Here is a 16,470-nt window from a genome sequence, read left to right as displayed (position 1 = left end):
GCCCTTGAGCGTGCAGATTCCCCGATGCTGACCCGCGATTCCCGAGACCCCGCCACCCGCCCCCGCCTGCTGCTCAGCTTGCTGGCGATTGCCTTGTTGTGGCCCGGCATCCGCTTCAGCGAACTGGATCTGGGGGTGCTGCTGGCGACCGACAGCCAGAGCGAAATGGGCCGTTTCGTCTCGACCTTCTGGCCACCGGCCTATGGCGAAGAATTCCTCCAGCTGTTGTGGCAAGCCACCTTGCAAACCCTGGCCATCGCCACGGCCGGCATGACCCTGGCATTGCTGCTGGCGGTGCCCGCGAGCCTGCTGGCCAGTCGTGCCCTGTCGCTGTCGGCGGCCTCCCGCGCCGGCCGCCCAAGTTACCTGGGCCGTCTGCTGCGCTGGCCGGTGCGCGGCTTGCTGATTTTCCTGCGCAGCGTGCCGGAAATCGTCTGGGCCTTGCTGTTCGTGCGCGCCGTCGGCCTGGGTCCGACCGCCGGGGTCCTGGCCATCGCCATCACCTACAGCGGCATGCTGGGCAAGGTCTACGCGGAGATTTTCGAGTCGGTGGACCAGCGTCCGGCCCACGCGTTGCTGCAAGCGGGCAGCGGTCGGCTCGCCTCGTTTTGCTACGGCATCCTGCCCAATGTCGCGGCGGAGCTGCTGTCGTACACGGTGTACCGCTGGGAATGCGCCATCCGCGCCTCGGTGGTGATGGGCTTCGTCGGAGCCGGCGGCCTGGGCCAGCAAATGGACCTGTCGCTGCGCATGTTCGCCGGCGGTGAAGTGGCCAGTCTGTTGCTGACCTTCCTGGTGCTGGTGCTGCTGGCCGATCAACTCAGCCGCCTGTTGCGCTGGAGACTGGAATGAATCGCCTGATCAATCTGACCTTGCTGCTGTGCATCGGCGTCGCGGTGGTTGCCTCATTCAGCTATCTGGGCATCGACCTCGGTGCGCTGGGTGGCAGTGACAACATCAAGCAGATGGGCGCCTATGCGCAGCGCTTTCTCAACCCGGACCTGAGCCCGGCCCACCTGCAGGCCATCGGTCATGGCGCGCTGGAAACCCTCGCCATGTCCGCCCTCGGCACGTTGCTCGCGGCGGTGTTCGGGCTGATCCTGGCGCTGCCGGCGGCGGGTCGGTTCGGCTGGCCGTTCAAGAGCGTATCGCGCCTGGTACTCAACGCCCTGCGGGCGATTCCGGAACTGGTCTGGGCCGCGCTGATGGTGTTGGCCGCCGGCCTGGGCCCGAACGCCGGCACCCTGGCGCTGGCCCTGCACACCACCGGTGTACTTGGCCGCTTGTTTGCCGAAGCGCTGGAGAACACCCCGCCGCAACCCGCCGAAGCAATCCGTCTGCAAGGCAGCAATGCCGTGTGGGCATTCTGTTACGGCACCCTGCCCAACCTGTTGCCCCAGCTGCTGGCCTACATCCTTTACCGCTGGGAAAACAATATCCGCATGGCCAGCGTGCTCGGCTTCGTCGGTGCCGGCGGCCTGGGGCAGATGTTGTATGTCAGCCTCAGTCTGTTCCAGGAGGCCCAGGCCAGCACCGTGATTCTGGCCATGCTGTTGCTGGTACTCGCCGTCGACTCGCTGAGCAGCTGGAGTCGCCAGCGCTGGGTCAAGGCCTGACCTTCAGGCTTCACTGATCTGGTTGACGCTGGTGATCTGCCGGTTCCAGATCATCTCGTAATGGGCGCTCTGGACAATCGACAGAACCGCCCTTGGGGTCATCAATGCCCAGCAATGGCTGCCTGCCCTGCGAACGGAGTGATAACGCAGCCCCGGACACCCGGCCTTCCGGATGGCTTTTCCGAAGTGATGGGAGTTGGTGTAATCGTCAGGGTCGTAGATCGGATCGATTATCGAAATGACCGTCGCATCTTTCATCGCCTTGTCCACGAAAGCACAGGACAGCCCCCGAAAAACAAAGCGCTCATAGTTGAGGCTGCGCACGTTGGACCAGTACCGCGTTTGATGATGCTGCACCTCGGCCAGCGCCGTTTCCAGGGTGTCGGCCAGGTACAACACGCCAAAGCTGCCATCGCTGAATCGCGACCCCGCCGGGTTGACGTGGGTAAAGGGCGCGGTGGCATACGAGCAGCCGGGAATACCGAATGGAATCTCACTGCGGGCGATCAGTTCAAGTTGCCCGACCTCGTTTTTCAACCGCGGATTGGTCAGCGCCTGAATCTCATACAACACGTCGAATTCGTCGGCATCGGCCACGTCATCAAACATCGCAATCGGCGGAAACTTCGAATTGACCAGCCGATAGGCTTGCAACGACTCACCGGCAAACACCGGCAGCCGGTTGAGCCTCACCATTGCGCGCCCCGCAGCGCGTCGATCCGCCGAAACGTCTCGTACAGCGAAATCATGTCCCCTTGGGCCATGATCTCCAGCGGGGTCCGTCCGTTGAAAAACTCGTTGTCGTTGGCCATCGACGCAAACCCGTAGACGTTTTCCGGGTTATCAAAAATCAGGCGCAAGGTGGCGTGGATGTTCAGCACAAAACTGATGCGTTGCATCTGGTCCGCGTCCAGGGCCACGGCCCAGTCGGGATCGCGCTGCCTGGCGCGGGTGTAGGTACTGCGGGAAATGCGCAGGATGCGGCAGGCCTGCTCGCTGGAGGCCGCCCATTTTTCGAGGATGCTGACAGCGGCGCGCAGCCCGGTCACACATTGGTTCTTGGTAAACCCCTGCTGCGCCTGAAGGGCAACTGGCATGTCCAACATCTCCTTACTAATCCATAGACTCAAACATAGTTATTTTGAATCTATAGATCAACCACGCTTCGACCAGTGGTACAGGCCTTATTTCGCCCCCATGCCATGCTGACTACCAAGGATCGCTTCGCGCCCCTCGGCTGAGGTAATGAAGATGAAACACAAATTCGCGGCTGCCCTCGCCCTTTGCGTTTGCGCCCTCTTCAACGTGGCTTCAGCCGATGACAGCGTCCGCCCTTTCAAGATCGCCATTGAAGAAAAGGTCCTGGTCGACCTGCGCCAGCGCATCGCGGCCACCCGCTGGCCGGACAAGGAAACCGTCGGCGATGCATCCCAGGGTGCGCCACTGGCACAGTTGCAACCCCTGATGCGCTATTGGGGCACTGATTACGACTGGCGCAAGGCCGAAGCGCAACTCAACGCCCTGCCGCAATTCGTCACGACCATTGATGGCGTCGACATCCATTTCATCTGGGTGCGCTCGCCGACGCCCAATGCGCTGCCGATGATCATGACCCACGGCTGGCCGGGCTCGGTGTTCGAATTCATCCAGGTCATCGGTCCACTCTCCAACCCGCTCGCCCACGGCGGCAAGGCGAGTGATGCCTTCGACCTGGTGATTCCCTCCATTCCCGGCTACGGCTTTTCCGGCAAACCCGGCGGCACCGGCTGGGACCCGGATCGCATTGCGCAGGTCTGGGCGCAGCTGATGCAGCGCCTCGGTTACCCGCAGTACGTCGCTCAAGGCGGCGACTGGGGCGGGCCCATCACCGGTGCCATGGCGCGCCAGGCGCCAGCGGGGTTGCGTGGCATTCATTTGAATTTGCCGGCGACGATACCGCCTGAAGCGGGTGCGGCGCTGGCGGTGGCGGCTCCGGCACCGGCGAGTTTTGATCCGCAGGAACGCGCGACCTACGAGGCCGTGGCCACCCTGATCAAACAGGGCAACCTGGCGTACAGCGCGATGATGGCTGCCCGACCGCAGACAATTGGCTACGGCGTGGCGGACTCCCCGGTCGCCCTCGCCGCGTTTCTGCTGGTGCATCCGGGTTTCTCGCAATGGACCTATGGCACTGACGCGCAACAATTGCCATCCCGGGATCAGGTGCTGGACGACATCAGCCTCTACTGGCTGACCAACAGCGGCGCTTCGTCCGCCCGGTTGTACTGGGAAAACAAAGGCCGCAGCCCACTGTCCTCCAGCGCCCAGAAAACCAGCGAAATCTCATTGCCGGTGGCGATCACGGTGTTTCCGGGCGACGTCTACTGCCCACCGGAAAGCTGGGCCCGACGCGCCTACAAAAACCTGATCTACTTTCGCCAGGCAGAAAAGGGAGGCCATTTCGCAGCCTGGGAACAACCGCAACTGTTCACCGAGGAATTGCGCACGGCGTTTCGGTCGTTGCGTTGAGCGAATTCACATCCTGTAGGAGGAAATGGCTGTCTACTCGGACACCACCACCTGATTACGCCCCCGGGCCTTGGCCCGATACAGCGCCTTGTCGGCGTTGCTCATCAAACTGTGCAGGTCCTTTTCACTGGAATCCATGGACGCCACCCCGACGCTGGCCGTGATGCAGTGCACCGGCCCGGTCATCAGCCCGGCAATGGAATGCACCAGTTTCTCGGCGATGTTCTGCGCGGCTTCAAGGGACGTGTCCGGCAGCAACACGGCAAACTCCTCCCCGCCCAACCGGCCATAAACATCGGTTTCGCGAAATGACCGGCAGATGACCACGCCCATCTGCCGCAGCACTTGATCGCCGACCTGATGCCCATAGGTGTCGTTGATGTGTTTGAAATGGTCCATGTCGAGCATCACCGCACACAGCGGCAACTGGTAGTTCTGGCAATGGTTATAGAGCCGCTGGGCATGCTCGAAAAACGCCCGGCGATTTTTCAGGCCCGTCAGTTCATCGGTCTGTGCGGCGCGGGTGGAAATGCTGTGCGCCAGCTCCATTTCACGGGTTAACCGGAAAGCCGTTTCCAGGGCATCGGAGAGCTTGCGCGTCGCGCTGCACACAAAGGAGGCGAACACCAGAACGGCCAGGCCCATGCCGACCTGAAGGGTCGTCGACTGCAACAACAGCCAAAAGGTACAGGGCAACAACACCAGCGCGATGGACACCACCGTCATGTAGCGATAGGCCGAATAACAGGAGACCGCACTGACCGACATGCCGACGGTAAACAACATCACCAGCGCCTGGGCCAACAGGTCGTCGGCCGGCATGACGGCCAGCGCGCCACCGCCCCAGATACTGGCGGACAGCACCAAGGTGAGCAGATAGATGCGCTCCCAGCGTTGCGGCGTGCGCGCCGCTTCCGGGCTCTGGAAATACACCACGAACATCGTGATGCGCACTAGCGTCGAGGCCGTCAGCAGGGCAACCCACCAGGCAACGACGACATGATCAAAACGCTCCCAGCACAGCCAGCAAAGCATGACCATTGCCAGGAAACTACCGAAAACTGCTGAAACCGATTGCCGAAACAGCTGTTGCAATCGGTCTGTACGCACCTGCTGGGCGATGAAGCGTTCCTGCTCTTGCCGAAATCCAAGGCCATCCATTGTGTTCGCCTGATAATGCTGCGGTGACGTTAACCATTGTGGCACATCGCTCAGGGGCGACGGCAAATTGTGGGAGCGAGCCGGCTCCCACAGGAGTGCGTTTGATGACCGGTTATATCCCCTTACATAAACCCCAGGCAATAAGCGTCTACCTGCCAGGGGCTTGCAGTTATCGGATAGCGCAGCGTGACGCCACTGAGCATCATCGCCGCGTCAAAATCAAACGGTAACTTGCAGATGCGCGCCAACCTCCTGATTCCTCTAGTGTTTCTTACTGTCTTGACTGGCTGCACAACAATGCCCGCTCCCGAGACACGACACACCGGATTCCTCGAAGACTACAGCCACCTTTCGAAAGATCCGAAATGGCCCGATAGCGAATACTGGGTCAAACCGACACTGGATATAAAAAAGGACTACCAAAAGCGCATCTACCTTGAACCGCCGCGCTTTTACTACGTGGGCAAAGACATTGAACTGGTCACGGAACAGCCCACCGATACCGCCACGATGTTGAAGTATCTGCACCAGGCCATCCTCCTTGAATTGCTGACCAGCGGCTACGATGTCATCGCCCGCCCCGAACCCAATACCCTTCGATTGCGCACGGCGATCACCGGCACCGAGCGCACCCCAAGGGATCTGTCCATACCGGAATACCTGCCGGTGGGATTCATTGTTGGCGGCGTCATGCAACTGACCGGCACACGGGATGAGAGCTTGCGGATCTTTTTTGAAAGTGAACTCAGAGATGGCAAGACCGGAGAGTTGTTAGCGCAATCCGTCAGTGCCACGACGGGAAATGAAATTTCGCCTTCCGATAAAACCAAAATCGAAGACGCCTTCCCGGCCCTTGATGCCTGGGCCAGGCAATTGCGCGAACGCGCGGACCAGGCATTTGCCGCCAACTGAGACCTTGGCGCCACTTCAAGACGATGGACTGTCTTGAGTCGCCGATTGAACAAGACCCGATCCGTGGCCCATCAAAATCGTTCCTATACTCTGCGCGAGCCCCTTTAACAGAGGATGTCCATGAACTACGCCTTCAAGTTGAAAAATGGTGCGACGGCTGTGTTCGATCCGCAGAGCGCAACGTTGTCCATTACGACACCCCATGGCGATGTTCAGAACTCCCCGCTGGCGCGAGCCGAGGCGCGATTGCTGGAATTGCTCCTGATGGAGCCCGGTGTCACCAAAACCCGTGACGAGATCATTGAATACACCTGGAATGATCGCATCGTCGCCTCAGGTAGCCTGAATCAAGCGGTTTTTTCCCTTAGAAACATACTCAATGACAGTCGGGACCATGAGATCCTGATGACCATTCCTCGACGAGGCTATTGCTTCAATCGCAACTATGTCATCAGTGAAACAGCCGACTCGCATTTGCCCTTGGATCAACCAGAGTCGCCAGTTGTACCCTCCCCCGAAGAACATGATCCAACGCATCGGGCTGAGCATCCCTTACCTGGGACAAAACCGAACACGTTGAGCAACGCTACAAAAATCTTGCTGGCGGGTTATGCCCTGACCTTCTTGATGTGCGCGTTCACCCTCTCCCGCTTCGACTTCGCCTTCGACACGCCGACGATCGAGGTCTCCAGCACCCGGCAGAACCAGATAACCCTGCATGCACTGGGCGACAGTGTTGCTGACGCCCAATCGCTCAGGGACAGTTCCGCCAGGCAAGCTCAAACATTGCCACCACACCTCAGTGGAGAAGTCTGGATCAATCACGTCAAATCCAGTTATTCCATCTCCTGCATTCGCTCCGACCTGAGTACGGCCAACCTGCAGTCAGACAGTGAACAAAAAGAACTCGCACCGTTGATTCGGCAATGCCTGGAAGCGGCCCTATGACGTTGCCGAAGCCATCAATCATCCAGTGGATAGCACTTTGCATCATCAACCTGCTCTGTCTGGTTGCACTGGCCTGGTCGCCGTCGCCCTATAAAGAAAATGCCAGTTACCACACCACAACCCGATTGTGGCTCGCCGACCATAGCCAGCTCAACACAGAGGAATACCTCACCCTCGGGCACGGCCGATTTACCCACTCGGTACTGGAAAGCATGAACGGAAAAATTCGCAATGCCACCCTTTCAGCAGAAACTACACGGGCGAGCAAAAACCGCATTCAAGTGAAAATCATCCACGTCAAACTCAGCCAGGATGACGAGTTATTTGCGATCGACAAAACCCCTGACCTGTTCTTCAAACGCCAGTATGTTTTTCAAGAAGGCGCGATTCTCAACTATCAGTTTCTTCCCTCTGCCAATGACCAATCGTTGTGTTTTTACATTCATGAACTCAAGCGTTTGCGCTGCTTGAATCATTAAAGACAAGCGACAAATAACAATCATTGACTTGTATTAAAACGCCCCCCTCCAGAATCCTTGAGGCCATTTATTTCTGGAGACGGACGTGTTTTACCTTCCGCTGAACAAGCTACCCCTCAAGCATAAAATCGCGCTCGCCATACTTGCTTACACCAGTGGTCTGTCCTTGGGATGGATATTGGACTGCTGATCCCGCTTACAACCATTTTTCGATAAACAAAAGGAACAGTCATTCATGGCCAACCCATGGTTGCGCATCTTGCTGGTCGATGAGGATCATTCCACGCGGATGAATATCGAAAAGAATCTCGCCAGTCTCGGCTATCACCGGGTCGCGCCACTAAGCTCGCTGCGTGAACTGTTAATGATCATCGACAGCGCGCTCTGCACATTTGATCTTTTGATCATCAACGAAGCGATATTAAAGCGCGCAGGCCCGATACTGGATCAGGGTATCCGCGGCTACCCAGACATCCGGCATTCACTTATTTATCAGCGCGCGAGCCTGCACTTCTCGCCCTTCGTGGATTATTCGACATCAGCGATGAACTTTACCTTGTCCGGTCCTCCGGACAGGGACGCCATCAGCCAGATCATGGCCTTCATTGATAAGCCGGCCAACATCAGTACCGCGCTCAAGACCCCCGCGTGACCTTGGAAATACCAATTTTTGACTGTGATTAATGCCACGGCCCTTGAAAACTTCACACGCTGACCATTTGGAAAACCTGCTTAAGGAAGCACCTCCATGCTGCTCAAAAACATTGCAATCATTTCGTTCGCCTCTTTGCTTTCTTTCAAGGCAATGGCGGACGACAAAGGACTCTATGTGGGTGCCGGCGTCTCCAGCATCGAGACCGATAAAAAGACCCTGAGCGATGAAGAGACGGGATACAAGGTTTATACGGGTTATCGCATGAATGATTTCTTTGCCTTCGAAGGTGCAGTCGTCGACTTGGGAAACTTCAAAAACGAGAATATTAAGTTCGAAGGCAAGTCGGCGCAGATCGCGACCCATATCGGCTTCCCCATTGGACAACGCGTTCGTTTGTTTGGCAGCGTCGGCGCTCATGCCTGGGATGCTGACGGGAACGCCACAGATGATGATACCGGGGTTGATCTGACTTATGGGGCCGGGGTCGAGCTGGATGTATTCCGTAATGTCGGACTGCGCGCCGAATACGAGGTATTGGAAGTTGGGAAAATCGAATTGAACCAGACAACCGCGTCGGCTTACTTTCGCTGGTAAATCACCTGCCGGGAGCGGTCCGATTGATCGCTCCTTAAATTCCAGGCAATCTTTCAATCGCTTTAATGTTGAATTTCATGACCCCTGTAAAACCGGTTAAACCCCTTGACGCCTGCCCTATTCCAGAAAGACAGAAGATCGCGATTAAAGCCATCGAATACATTCATGAAAACCTGAACGTTTCACTCAACATGAACACATTGGTAGAACAACTTGAAACTACCAATCGCACCTTGCACCTGGGTTTTTTCGAGGCATTCGGCATTTCGCCGATTGCCTACGCCAAGAACCTGAGACTGGCGAATGCCCGACGGGATCTGATCAAGAAAACCTGGCCAACCGTCACCGAAATCGCCATGCACTGGAATTTCCAGCACCTGGGTCGATTCTCCAGGGATTATCAGCAAGCCTACGGGGAGCCGCCGTCGGAGACGATCCGGCGCAATGTTGAGAAGCGGTAAGCATCATTCAACGACGGCACCATTCCCCTCGCAGACCGCTAAGAGATTGCGCCTATCATCGACCAATACTCGCGCTATTAGCTGACTTGCCTTTACGGGTCTACCTTTATTTAGCGTCGGCGTAGTCTGGCCGGCACAGACCTGATGTGAAGATAAGAATGAGTCGGAAACTGACCAGGCGTAGTGAGGGTCGTCACCACAACGATCAACGGATCGAAATGCGGGTCCGGCAACCTGAGTCATTGATTTCGCTCGATTCTATTCCATGGCCCGCACCGGGCCGGATAGTGAATGAACTCGACCGAGGGTAGCTCACACATGGCAAATGAATCGAAATGCCCGTTCAACCACGCCGCCGGTGGTGGCACAAGGAACCGCGATTGGTGGCCGAACCAACTCAACCTGAACATCCTGCACCAGCACTCGCCCCTGTCCGACCCCATGGGCAAGGACTTCAACTATGCCGAAGCCTATAAAAAGCTGGATTTTGCGGCCGTCAAAAGAGACCTGACCGCACTGATGACCGACTCGCAGGAATGGTGGCCCGCCGACTTCGGCCACTACGGTCCGCTGTTCATCCGCATGGCCTGGCACGCCGCCGGCACCTACCGCACCGGTGACGGCCGCGGTGGCGCAGGCTCCGGCCAGCAACGCTTCGCCCCCCTCAACAGCTGGCCGGACAACGTCAGCCTCGACAAAGCCCGCCGGTTGCTGTGGCCGATAAAGCAGAAGTACGGCCGCAACATTTCCTGGGCCGACCTGATCGTGCTCACCGGCAACGTCGCGCTGGAATCCATGGGCTTCAAGACCTTTGGCTTCTCCGGTGGCCGTCCGGACGTCTGGGAACCGGACGAGGACGTGTACTGGGGCTCGGAAGACAAATGGCTGGGCGGCGACGTCCGTTACGACAAAGCACAAAAACCCGTGCAGGCACCCGGCGATGTTCCACTGGTTGCCGAACCCGGGCGAAACGAGGACAGCCGTACCGATCAGGGACGTCATCTGGAAACCCCGTTGGCCGCCGTGCAGATGGGCCTGATCTATGTGAACCCGGAAGGTCCGGAGGGTAATCCCGATCCGGTCGCCGCCGGTCTGGACATCCGCGAAACCTTCGGCCGCATGGCGATGAATGACGAAGAAACCGTGGCGCTGATCGCCGGCGGTCACGCCTTCGGTAAAACCCATGGCGCCGGTCCTGCCGATAACGTCGGGGCCGAACCGGAAGCCGCCGGCCTGGAGCAACAAGGCCTGGGCTGGAAAAGCAGCTTTGGCAGCGGTAAGGGTCCCGACACCATCACCAGCGGGTTGGAGGTGACCTGGACCACAACGCCCACAAAATGGAGCAACAACTTTCTGGAGAACGTTTTCGGCTTCGACTGGGAACTGTCGAAAAGCCCGGCCGGTGCCCATCAGTGGGTACCGAAAAACGGTGCGGGTGCCGGCATTATTCCGGACGCCTTCGATCCGTCCAAACGCCGTAACCCAACCATGCTGACCACCGACCTGGCCCTGCGCTTCGACCCGATCTACGAGCCGATCGCCCGGCGCTTCCTGCAAAACCCGGATCAACTGGCCGACGCCTTTGCCCGCGCCTGGTACAAACTGATCCACCGTGACATGGGGCCACTCTCGCGCTATCTCGGCCCGGAAATGCCCAACGAAGAACTGCTGTGGCAAGACCCGATTCCCGCGGTTGATCACCCGCTGGTCAACGACAGCGACGTCGCCGCACTCAAGAGCAAGATCCTTGCCTCGGGCCTGAGCGTTTCGCAGCTTGTGTCGACAGCCTGGGCGGCGGCTTCCAGCTTCCGTGGCTCCGACAAACGCGGTGGTGCCAACGGTGGGCGCTTGCGCCTGGAGCCACAAAAATCCTGGCCAGCCAACCAGCCTGATCAACTGGCCAAGGTGCTGGCAAAACTCGAAGCCATCCAGAAGGAGTTCAACGCCGGCGGCAAGAAAATCTCGCTGGCGGACCTGATCGTGCTGGCCGGGTGTGCCGGCGTCGAGCAAGCCGCGAAAAATGCCGGGCAAACCGTCACGGTGCCATTCACGCCAGGGCGGACGGACGCGAGCCAGGAACAGACGGATGTCGAGTCTTTCGGCTTCCTCGAACCCATCGCCGACGGCTTCCGCAACTACCTGAAAACCCGTTACAAAGTATCGGCAGAACACTTGTTGATCGACAAGGCGCAATTACTGACGCTGACTGCGCCAGAAATGACCGCGCTCATCGGCGGCTTGCGCGTACTCGACACCAACGTCGGCCAAACCGCCCACGGTGTCTTCACCACCCGGAAGGGAACGTTGACCAACGACTTCTTCACCAACCTGCTGGACATGGGCGTGGAATGGAAACCCACCTCGGATAGCAATGAAGAATTCGAAGGCCGCGACCGCAAGACCGGCCAACCGAAATGGACTGCAACCCGTGTAGACCTGGTGTTCGGCGCCAACGCGCAACTGCGGGCCCTGGCGGAGTTCTATGCCAGCGCCGACAACAAGGAGAAGTTCGTGAAGGACTTTGTGGCGGCGTGGACCAAGGTGATGAATCTTGATCGCTTTGATTTGAAGTGACGTAACAGGCAAGACCCTTGGCCACCTCGGTATTCAATGCCGGGGTGGCCGTTTTATTTGCTGGTTTCTACAGAGGATCAATCTGATCCAGCACCCGATTGGCCGTGATCTCCGCCAACATGATGCTGTTGGAAATGCGATCCTGAGTGTATGCGGTTCCTGCACACGTCTGGCGACCTGCATTGCCAGGCTATCTGTCGGCACCAAATCCCAGCCGACACCGGGCAGTAACATGCCCCCGCCCCGGTGGCCTGGGCGCCAGGTTGCTCCGCCTGCCGATAGACATTGATCTGCGCCGTGATATCCAGGTAGTCGACCCCGGCCTTGATACACGCCTGCATCAACGCGGCCGCCGTCTGGGCGAACGGCCCAGCGAAGTTCAGCAGCACCGCGATGCCCTCCAGCGCATTCGCTGCCGGTCATCAGGGTTGAACACGCGATAAGGAACGTCCAGCTGCGCGGCGAGCGATTGCAGTTTTTTGGTATTGCGCCCGAGGCGCCGTTGTCGACAGCACCACTTTGCAGCGCCGCCGCATAAGCCGCGTAGATTTCGGCCTTACTGCTCGCCACAAAGCCGACATACACCGCCCGCCCCTCCACCACGCCTTCGCGCAACCAGAAAAACATGCGTCCATGGGCACCGAAACCTTTCAGATCAGGATGCCCCGGCGGTCCGTCCTTGCCGTCGTAATCGAGCCGTGCGGTGATGCCCAGCGGGGTCGGTGCAGCGGCGACCTACTTCGTCATGTCCATCGACCTGCCAGCAGTCGGCCAGGTTCACCCCTGCGCAAGTGGCGAACCTTACCTGGCGGTGAGCCTGACACTTGATCCGGTTGTCCTGACGACGCTACTCGCCGACTTGCCCAAACCGCTCGGACAGCATGGACAGAAAACCGGTTTTTCGGTGACCGCTGTCACGCCCGAACTGATGGATGCCTGGGTGCGCCTGCTGCGCTTGATGAACAAGCCCGAAGAAATCGCGGCCCTCGCGCCGGTCTACGAGCGAGAAATTCTGTACCGCGTCCTGCAAGCCCCCCACGGCTGGATGCCGACATCAAGAGCGGTAAGAAATTTGCCAACCACGGCCTACAGCGCTGCCGGAGTGCCGGTGCAATACGACGAGGCGGCCGACTTCCAGACCTTCCGCATCGGTCTGTTCGGACTCGAAAAGCTGCACAATATCGAGCGCACGGTCAGCACCCTCGAACAGGCACTGGATGAGGTGATGGTTAACCAGGTTCTGTACGAAAAGTCGGTGCGGGTAGAATCGCCGCCATGATTGGCTGGAGCCCCGCATGGCAAGGCGCTACGAACTCCCGATGCGGCATGGGAGTTGATCAAGGATCTGGTTTCCCCGGAACAGAAGATGGGGCGAGCGCGCAGTGATGATCGACTGGTACTCAATGGCATCTTCTGGATCCTGTGCTCCGGGGCGGCCTGGCGTGACTTGCCGGAACGACTCGGCCTGTGGTCGACGGTGTACAGCGTTTTCGCGACTGGCGAGACGACGGCACGTTCGAGCAAGTGCTTGAGCGTCTGCATGTTCGGCTGAGTCAGGAAGGACTGATAGATCTGGACACCTGGATGATCGACTCCACCGTGGTACTTGCAACCCGAACCTCCTCAGGCGCCGGAAGCACGACACTTCGAGCATCTCGGCGCACCGCCTGGGGGGGCACACCATAACCTCGCATAAAAGCTTCGCGCATGTGTCGACGATCGCGAAACCCGGTTTCCCTCGCGATCATTTCTAGAGAGTGGCGGCCTTGCTCGATCATTAACCGCGCAGCCTCCAGCCGCAGACCTTCGATGGCCTTCGCTGGCGATTGCCCGGTTTCCGCGGTGAACACTCGGGTGAATTGGCGCGGGCTCAAGTGTGCGGTCTCTGCCAACTCCTCTACGCTGAGCGGCCGCGTCAGGTTTTGACGCACATAGTTCAGCACGTTCTGGATGCGATCCGACTTAGGGGCCAAGTCAAGCATCTCTGAATGTTGCGATTGCCCACCCGAACGGCGCTGGTGCATCACTAAATTGTGCGCAACCGAACGCGCTACGTCTGCCCCAATGTCCTTTTCTACCATACCCAAGGCGAGGTCGAGTCCCGCGGTCATGCCGGCAGAGGTCCAGATTGGTCCATCGATAATGTAGATGCGGTCATCGTCGACATCGATGTTCGGATAACGCTTTTGCATTTCTTGGGCGAAAAACCAGTGGGTCGTGGCGCGGCGCCCGGCGAGCAGACCTGCCTCGGCCAAAACGAAGCTACCGGTGCAAACGCCAGCGGTGCGCCGTGCCTGACTACCGGCCTGTCGCACGAAGTCCAACACGGCCTCCACAGGCTCCACGGTCAGTGGATCGCTGACCCCGACGATGATCCACGTGTCAGCCAGTCTGGGCGCCTCCATTGGGCGCGTATCAACTGCGAGCCCCAGCGACGAGCGCACCAGGCCACCAGCCGGCGAGAAAATCTCTATCGAGTAGAAAGGGCTCTTCACAACGAAATTAGCGTATTCGAACACCGTCTGCGTCGCCAATGAAAGCATCTGGAACCCATCCGTCAGCAGATAGCCGATGCGATGCATACACTTTTCCTCCGATGTCCTAAAAGACGACCATAAACGTCATTTAGGTCGCCGTCAAATCGATGCAATATCAACTTCAGGTTCACTCTCCTTCGGAGATCCAACATGGCTCACGCACATCCCGGCACCGCACTCATCACCGGAGCATCATTCGGTATCGGTGCGACCTACGCAGGCCGTCTGGCACGTCGCGGCTACGACTTGTTCCTCATGGCCCGCAATCGCGAACGTCTTAATGCCCTGGCTGGCGTTGAAACCAAGCTGATAGAAGACGTGAACAAATCTCTACTTGTCAAAACTAGCTTAGGCGTATTCGCAAACAAATCTAAAGTGTTTTAGGGCTTTGAATTCGTGTGGAAGATTTGACTCAGAGTTTCCACGGATTCAAATGTAGGGGCACGCCTGCATCTGCAAGTTAACTATTTAGCTATATCGGGTTTACGCCATTGCCCGATTACACTCGCAAATAAATGGCACACATCCAATTGATATGGTATTCCAATGATCAATCAAATCGAAAACGTACTTTACACCGGAAAAACTCACACCACCGGAGGGCGTGCTGGCGAGTCGCACAGTGACGATGGTCGTTTGAACATAAAATTGTCGACTCCAGGATCCTCCGGCGCTGGCACCAACCCCGAGCAGTTGCTAGCTGCTGGTTGGTCATCGTGCTTCATCGAGGCCATTGGAAAAGCCGCTGTCACGCTGAAAGTACCGCGCCCCACGAATGTGACCGTTGATACCGAAGTGGATCTCGGCATCAACGGCAACGCATATTTCCTACAAGCACGCCTCAATGTCAGCATCCCCGGCGTAGATCCCGAAGTTGCACGCTCGCTGGTCGATACCGCGCACTCTACCTGCCCCTATTCGAAGGCGACTCGCGGCAATATTGATGTTGAAATCAACTTGGTCTAACTCCGGCTTATAACTCAGTTTACCGTCTGAATTGTTGCGCCGGAGCCGTGGCATCACTGAATATTCTTTCGATAGAAGTGGTGCGCTCAACCCAGCATGTGACGATCCCAATGTGCGGGGAACTTTGAATCTCTAATGAAGTTCTCTTGCCTACAAATAGAGGTGCTTACTGATGAAAACTTTTCTGGTTACAGGCGCTACCGGCGCAACAGGTTCTCCGACTGTCAAATTCCTGTTGGAGAAAGGTCATCGAGTAAATGCGTTTGTTCACAGCGAAGATGCGCGCACCCAAAAGCTTCGAGATCAGGGTGCTAATGTCTTTGTAGGAGATCTGCTAAACCTCAAGCACGTTCGCACGGCAATGGAAGGCGTTGATGGGGCATACTTTTGCTATCCATTAACCGGGGGATTAGTTGAAGCGGCAGTGATATTTTCCCAAGCGGCAAGAGAACAAGGGGTAAAGCACATTGTAAATTTGTCCCAAAAGCAATCACGTCCCGATGCGCGCAGTCCGGCCACCCTAAATCACTGGATGTCCGAGCAAGTGTTTATTTGGACTGGGATCCCCACCACTCATCTGCGTATTACCTTCTTTGCCGAGTGGATGCTCTACATTGCGCCGCTGATTCGGTTTGGCCGGTATGTCACGCCATTCGACCCTGACAGCCGATTTGCTCCCTTGGCTGCAAGTGATATCGGACGCATCGTTACAGGTATCCTGACCAATCCTGAAGGGCATGGCCATCAAACTTATGAACTGCATGGGCCAGAAGAATACAGCCACCAGGAACTAGCCGGCCTCCTGAGTACTGTACTAGGCAAGGAGGTGCGCTTTGAACAGATCCCGGTTGAGGACTTCGTCCGCCTGCTGGGTCTGGACCACGATCGCTCCTATCTTTCGCATTTCAGTGCAGTAAAGATTGACCAACGTGAAAGGCGCTTGGAAGGTTTAGACAGCATCGGTACCGCTATCATCGGCCAGCCCCTGCTGACCCCTGCGCAGTTTATCGAACTGCAGCGTAATCTGCTGACTTAAACCCATCTCAGCATGGAGCATGA

Annotated in this window: 15 protein-coding genes and 7 pseudogenes; 16 read left to right on the top strand and 6 right to left on the bottom strand. The window is 57.7% G+C overall.

Annotated elements, in window-relative coordinates; genetic code table 11:
* The first annotated feature begins 24 nt into the window (after positions 1–24).
* Positions 25–852, top strand: a complete 828-nt coding sequence (locus FFS64_RS20300; protein WP_137806890.1) for an ABC transporter permease — start codon at positions 25–27, stop codon at positions 850–852.
* Entirely contained in the window at positions 849–1,616 is a 768-nt protein-coding gene (gene phnE, locus FFS64_RS20295) for a phosphonate ABC transporter, permease protein PhnE (RefSeq protein ID WP_137806889.1), read from the top strand. The genes FFS64_RS20300 and phnE overlap by 4 nt, the downstream gene beginning before the upstream one ends.
* Before the next feature lie 3 nt (positions 1,617–1,619).
* On the opposite strand, the gene FFS64_RS20290 is transcribed toward phnE, so the two are convergent.
* Together FFS64_RS20290 and FFS64_RS20285 are read right to left on the bottom strand one after the other, a co-directional pair.
* Positions 1,620–2,312, bottom strand: a complete 693-nt coding sequence (locus FFS64_RS20290) for an RES family NAD+ phosphorylase (protein ID WP_137806888.1) — start codon at positions 2,310–2,312, stop codon at positions 1,620–1,622.
* Positions 2,306–2,713, bottom strand: coding sequence for an antitoxin Xre-like helix-turn-helix domain-containing protein (locus FFS64_RS20285; protein WP_137806887.1), 408 nt, complete (start codon positions 2,711–2,713; stop codon positions 2,306–2,308). The genes FFS64_RS20290 and FFS64_RS20285 overlap by 7 nt, the downstream gene beginning before the upstream one ends.
* 154 nt (positions 2,714–2,867) lie before the next feature.
* Between FFS64_RS20285 and FFS64_RS20280 the strand changes: the two genes are divergently transcribed.
* Positions 2,868–4,124 (top strand): epoxide hydrolase family protein, encoded by a 1,257-nt coding sequence (locus FFS64_RS20280; RefSeq protein ID WP_137806886.1) that lies wholly within the window; start codon positions 2,868–2,870, stop codon positions 4,122–4,124.
* A gap of 33 nt (positions 4,125–4,157) precedes the next feature.
* Here FFS64_RS20280 and FFS64_RS20275 read toward each other — a convergent pair whose 3' ends face one another.
* Complete coding sequence (locus FFS64_RS20275; protein ID WP_137806885.1) at positions 4,158–5,285, bottom strand: diguanylate cyclase; 1,128 nt, start codon at positions 5,283–5,285, stop codon at positions 4,158–4,160.
* A gap of 186 nt (positions 5,286–5,471) precedes the next feature.
* Here FFS64_RS20275 and FFS64_RS20270 point away from each other — a divergent pair, with 186 nt between their 5' ends.
* From FFS64_RS20270 to katG, 7 genes and pseudogenes are all read left to right on the top strand, one after another.
* Positions 5,472–6,197 carry a DUF3313 domain-containing protein gene (locus FFS64_RS20270; RefSeq protein ID WP_137806884.1) on the top strand — a complete coding sequence of 242 codons (726 nt, stop codon included), beginning with the start codon at positions 5,472–5,474 and terminating at the stop codon, positions 6,195–6,197.
* Between the two features lie 120 nt (positions 6,198–6,317).
* The gene (locus FFS64_RS20265) at positions 6,318–7,145 is read left to right on the top strand and encodes a winged helix-turn-helix domain-containing protein (protein WP_137806883.1); all 828 of its coding nucleotides are present in this window, start codon (positions 6,318–6,320) and stop codon (positions 7,143–7,145) included.
* The gene (locus tag FFS64_RS20260; protein WP_137806882.1) at positions 7,142–7,624 is read left to right on the top strand and encodes a hypothetical protein; all 483 of its coding nucleotides are present in this window, start codon (positions 7,142–7,144) and stop codon (positions 7,622–7,624) included. The genes FFS64_RS20265 and FFS64_RS20260 overlap by 4 nt, the downstream gene beginning before the upstream one ends.
* 235 nt (positions 7,625–7,859) lie before the next feature.
* Positions 7,860–8,276, top strand: a complete 417-nt coding sequence (locus tag FFS64_RS20255; RefSeq protein ID WP_137806881.1) for a response regulator — start codon at positions 7,860–7,862, stop codon at positions 8,274–8,276.
* Between the two features lie 96 nt (positions 8,277–8,372).
* Positions 8,373–8,873, top strand: a complete 501-nt coding sequence (locus FFS64_RS20250; RefSeq protein WP_137806880.1) for an outer membrane beta-barrel protein — start codon at positions 8,373–8,375, stop codon at positions 8,871–8,873.
* Between the two features lie 119 nt (positions 8,874–8,992).
* Positions 8,993–9,334, top strand: a pseudogene (locus FFS64_RS20245) (helix-turn-helix domain-containing protein); the annotation flags it as partial.
* A 318-nt stretch (positions 9,335–9,652) separates the two neighbouring features.
* Positions 9,653–11,908 carry a catalase/peroxidase HPI gene (gene katG / locus FFS64_RS20240; protein WP_137806878.1) on the top strand — a complete coding sequence of 752 codons (2,256 nt, stop codon included), beginning with the start codon at positions 9,653–9,655 and terminating at the stop codon, positions 11,906–11,908.
* Between the two features lie 135 nt (positions 11,909–12,043).
* On the opposite strand, the pseudogene FFS64_RS31770 reads toward katG, so the two are convergent.
* Together FFS64_RS31770 and FFS64_RS31765 are read right to left on the bottom strand one after the other, a co-directional pair.
* Positions 12,044–12,401 (bottom strand): annotated as a pseudogene (locus tag FFS64_RS31770) (saccharopine dehydrogenase NADP-binding domain-containing protein); the annotation flags it as partial.
* A pseudogene (locus FFS64_RS31765) lies at positions 12,395–12,637 on the bottom strand (VOC family protein); the annotation flags it as partial. The pseudogenes FFS64_RS31770 and FFS64_RS31765, both read right to left, overlap by 7 nt.
* A gap of 1 nt (position 12,638) precedes the next feature.
* On the opposite strand from FFS64_RS31765, the pseudogene FFS64_RS20225 reads away from it, so the two are divergent.
* The 3 pseudogenes from FFS64_RS20225 to FFS64_RS20220 all read left to right on the top strand — a co-directional run.
* Positions 12,639–12,963 (top strand): annotated as a pseudogene (locus FFS64_RS20225) (AraC family transcriptional regulator); the annotation flags it as partial.
* A pseudogene (locus tag FFS64_RS31450) lies at positions 12,953–13,187 on the top strand (hypothetical protein); the annotation flags it as partial. The pseudogenes FFS64_RS20225 and FFS64_RS31450, both read left to right, overlap by 11 nt.
* A 16-nt stretch (positions 13,188–13,203) precedes the next feature.
* Positions 13,204–13,543 (top strand): annotated as a pseudogene (locus tag FFS64_RS20220) (IS5 family transposase); the annotation flags it as partial.
* Here FFS64_RS20220 and FFS64_RS20215 read toward each other — a convergent pair.
* Positions 13,462–14,490, bottom strand: coding sequence for a GlxA family transcriptional regulator (locus FFS64_RS20215; protein ID WP_137806877.1), 1,029 nt, complete (start codon positions 14,488–14,490; stop codon positions 13,462–13,464). The pseudogene FFS64_RS20220 and the gene FFS64_RS20215 overlap by 82 nt on opposite strands.
* Positions 14,491–14,595: 105 nt before the next feature.
* On the opposite strand from FFS64_RS20215, the pseudogene FFS64_RS20210 reads away from it, so the two are divergent.
* The 3 genes and pseudogenes from FFS64_RS20210 to FFS64_RS20200 form a co-directional block, all read left to right on the top strand.
* Positions 14,596–14,793, top strand: a pseudogene (locus FFS64_RS20210) (SDR family NAD(P)-dependent oxidoreductase); the annotation flags it as partial.
* Positions 14,794–14,991: 198 nt separating this feature from the next.
* Positions 14,992–15,411, top strand: coding sequence for an organic hydroperoxide resistance protein (locus FFS64_RS20205; protein ID WP_137806876.1), 420 nt, complete (start codon positions 14,992–14,994; stop codon positions 15,409–15,411).
* A gap of 172 nt (positions 15,412–15,583) precedes the next feature.
* Positions 15,584–16,447, top strand: coding sequence for an NmrA family NAD(P)-binding protein (locus tag FFS64_RS20200; protein WP_171017108.1), 864 nt, complete (start codon positions 15,584–15,586; stop codon positions 16,445–16,447).
* The last annotated feature ends 23 nt before the right edge of the window (positions 16,448–16,470 follow it).

It is taken from the genome of Pseudomonas sp. G(2018) (genome assembly GCF_005502415.1).
In the GTDB taxonomy this organism is placed as follows: Bacteria; Pseudomonadota; Gammaproteobacteria; order Pseudomonadales; family Pseudomonadaceae; genus Aquipseudomonas.
The sequence above is the reverse complement of the archived record's forward strand: the minus strand, read 5'-3'. Positions and strand labels throughout refer to the sequence as shown.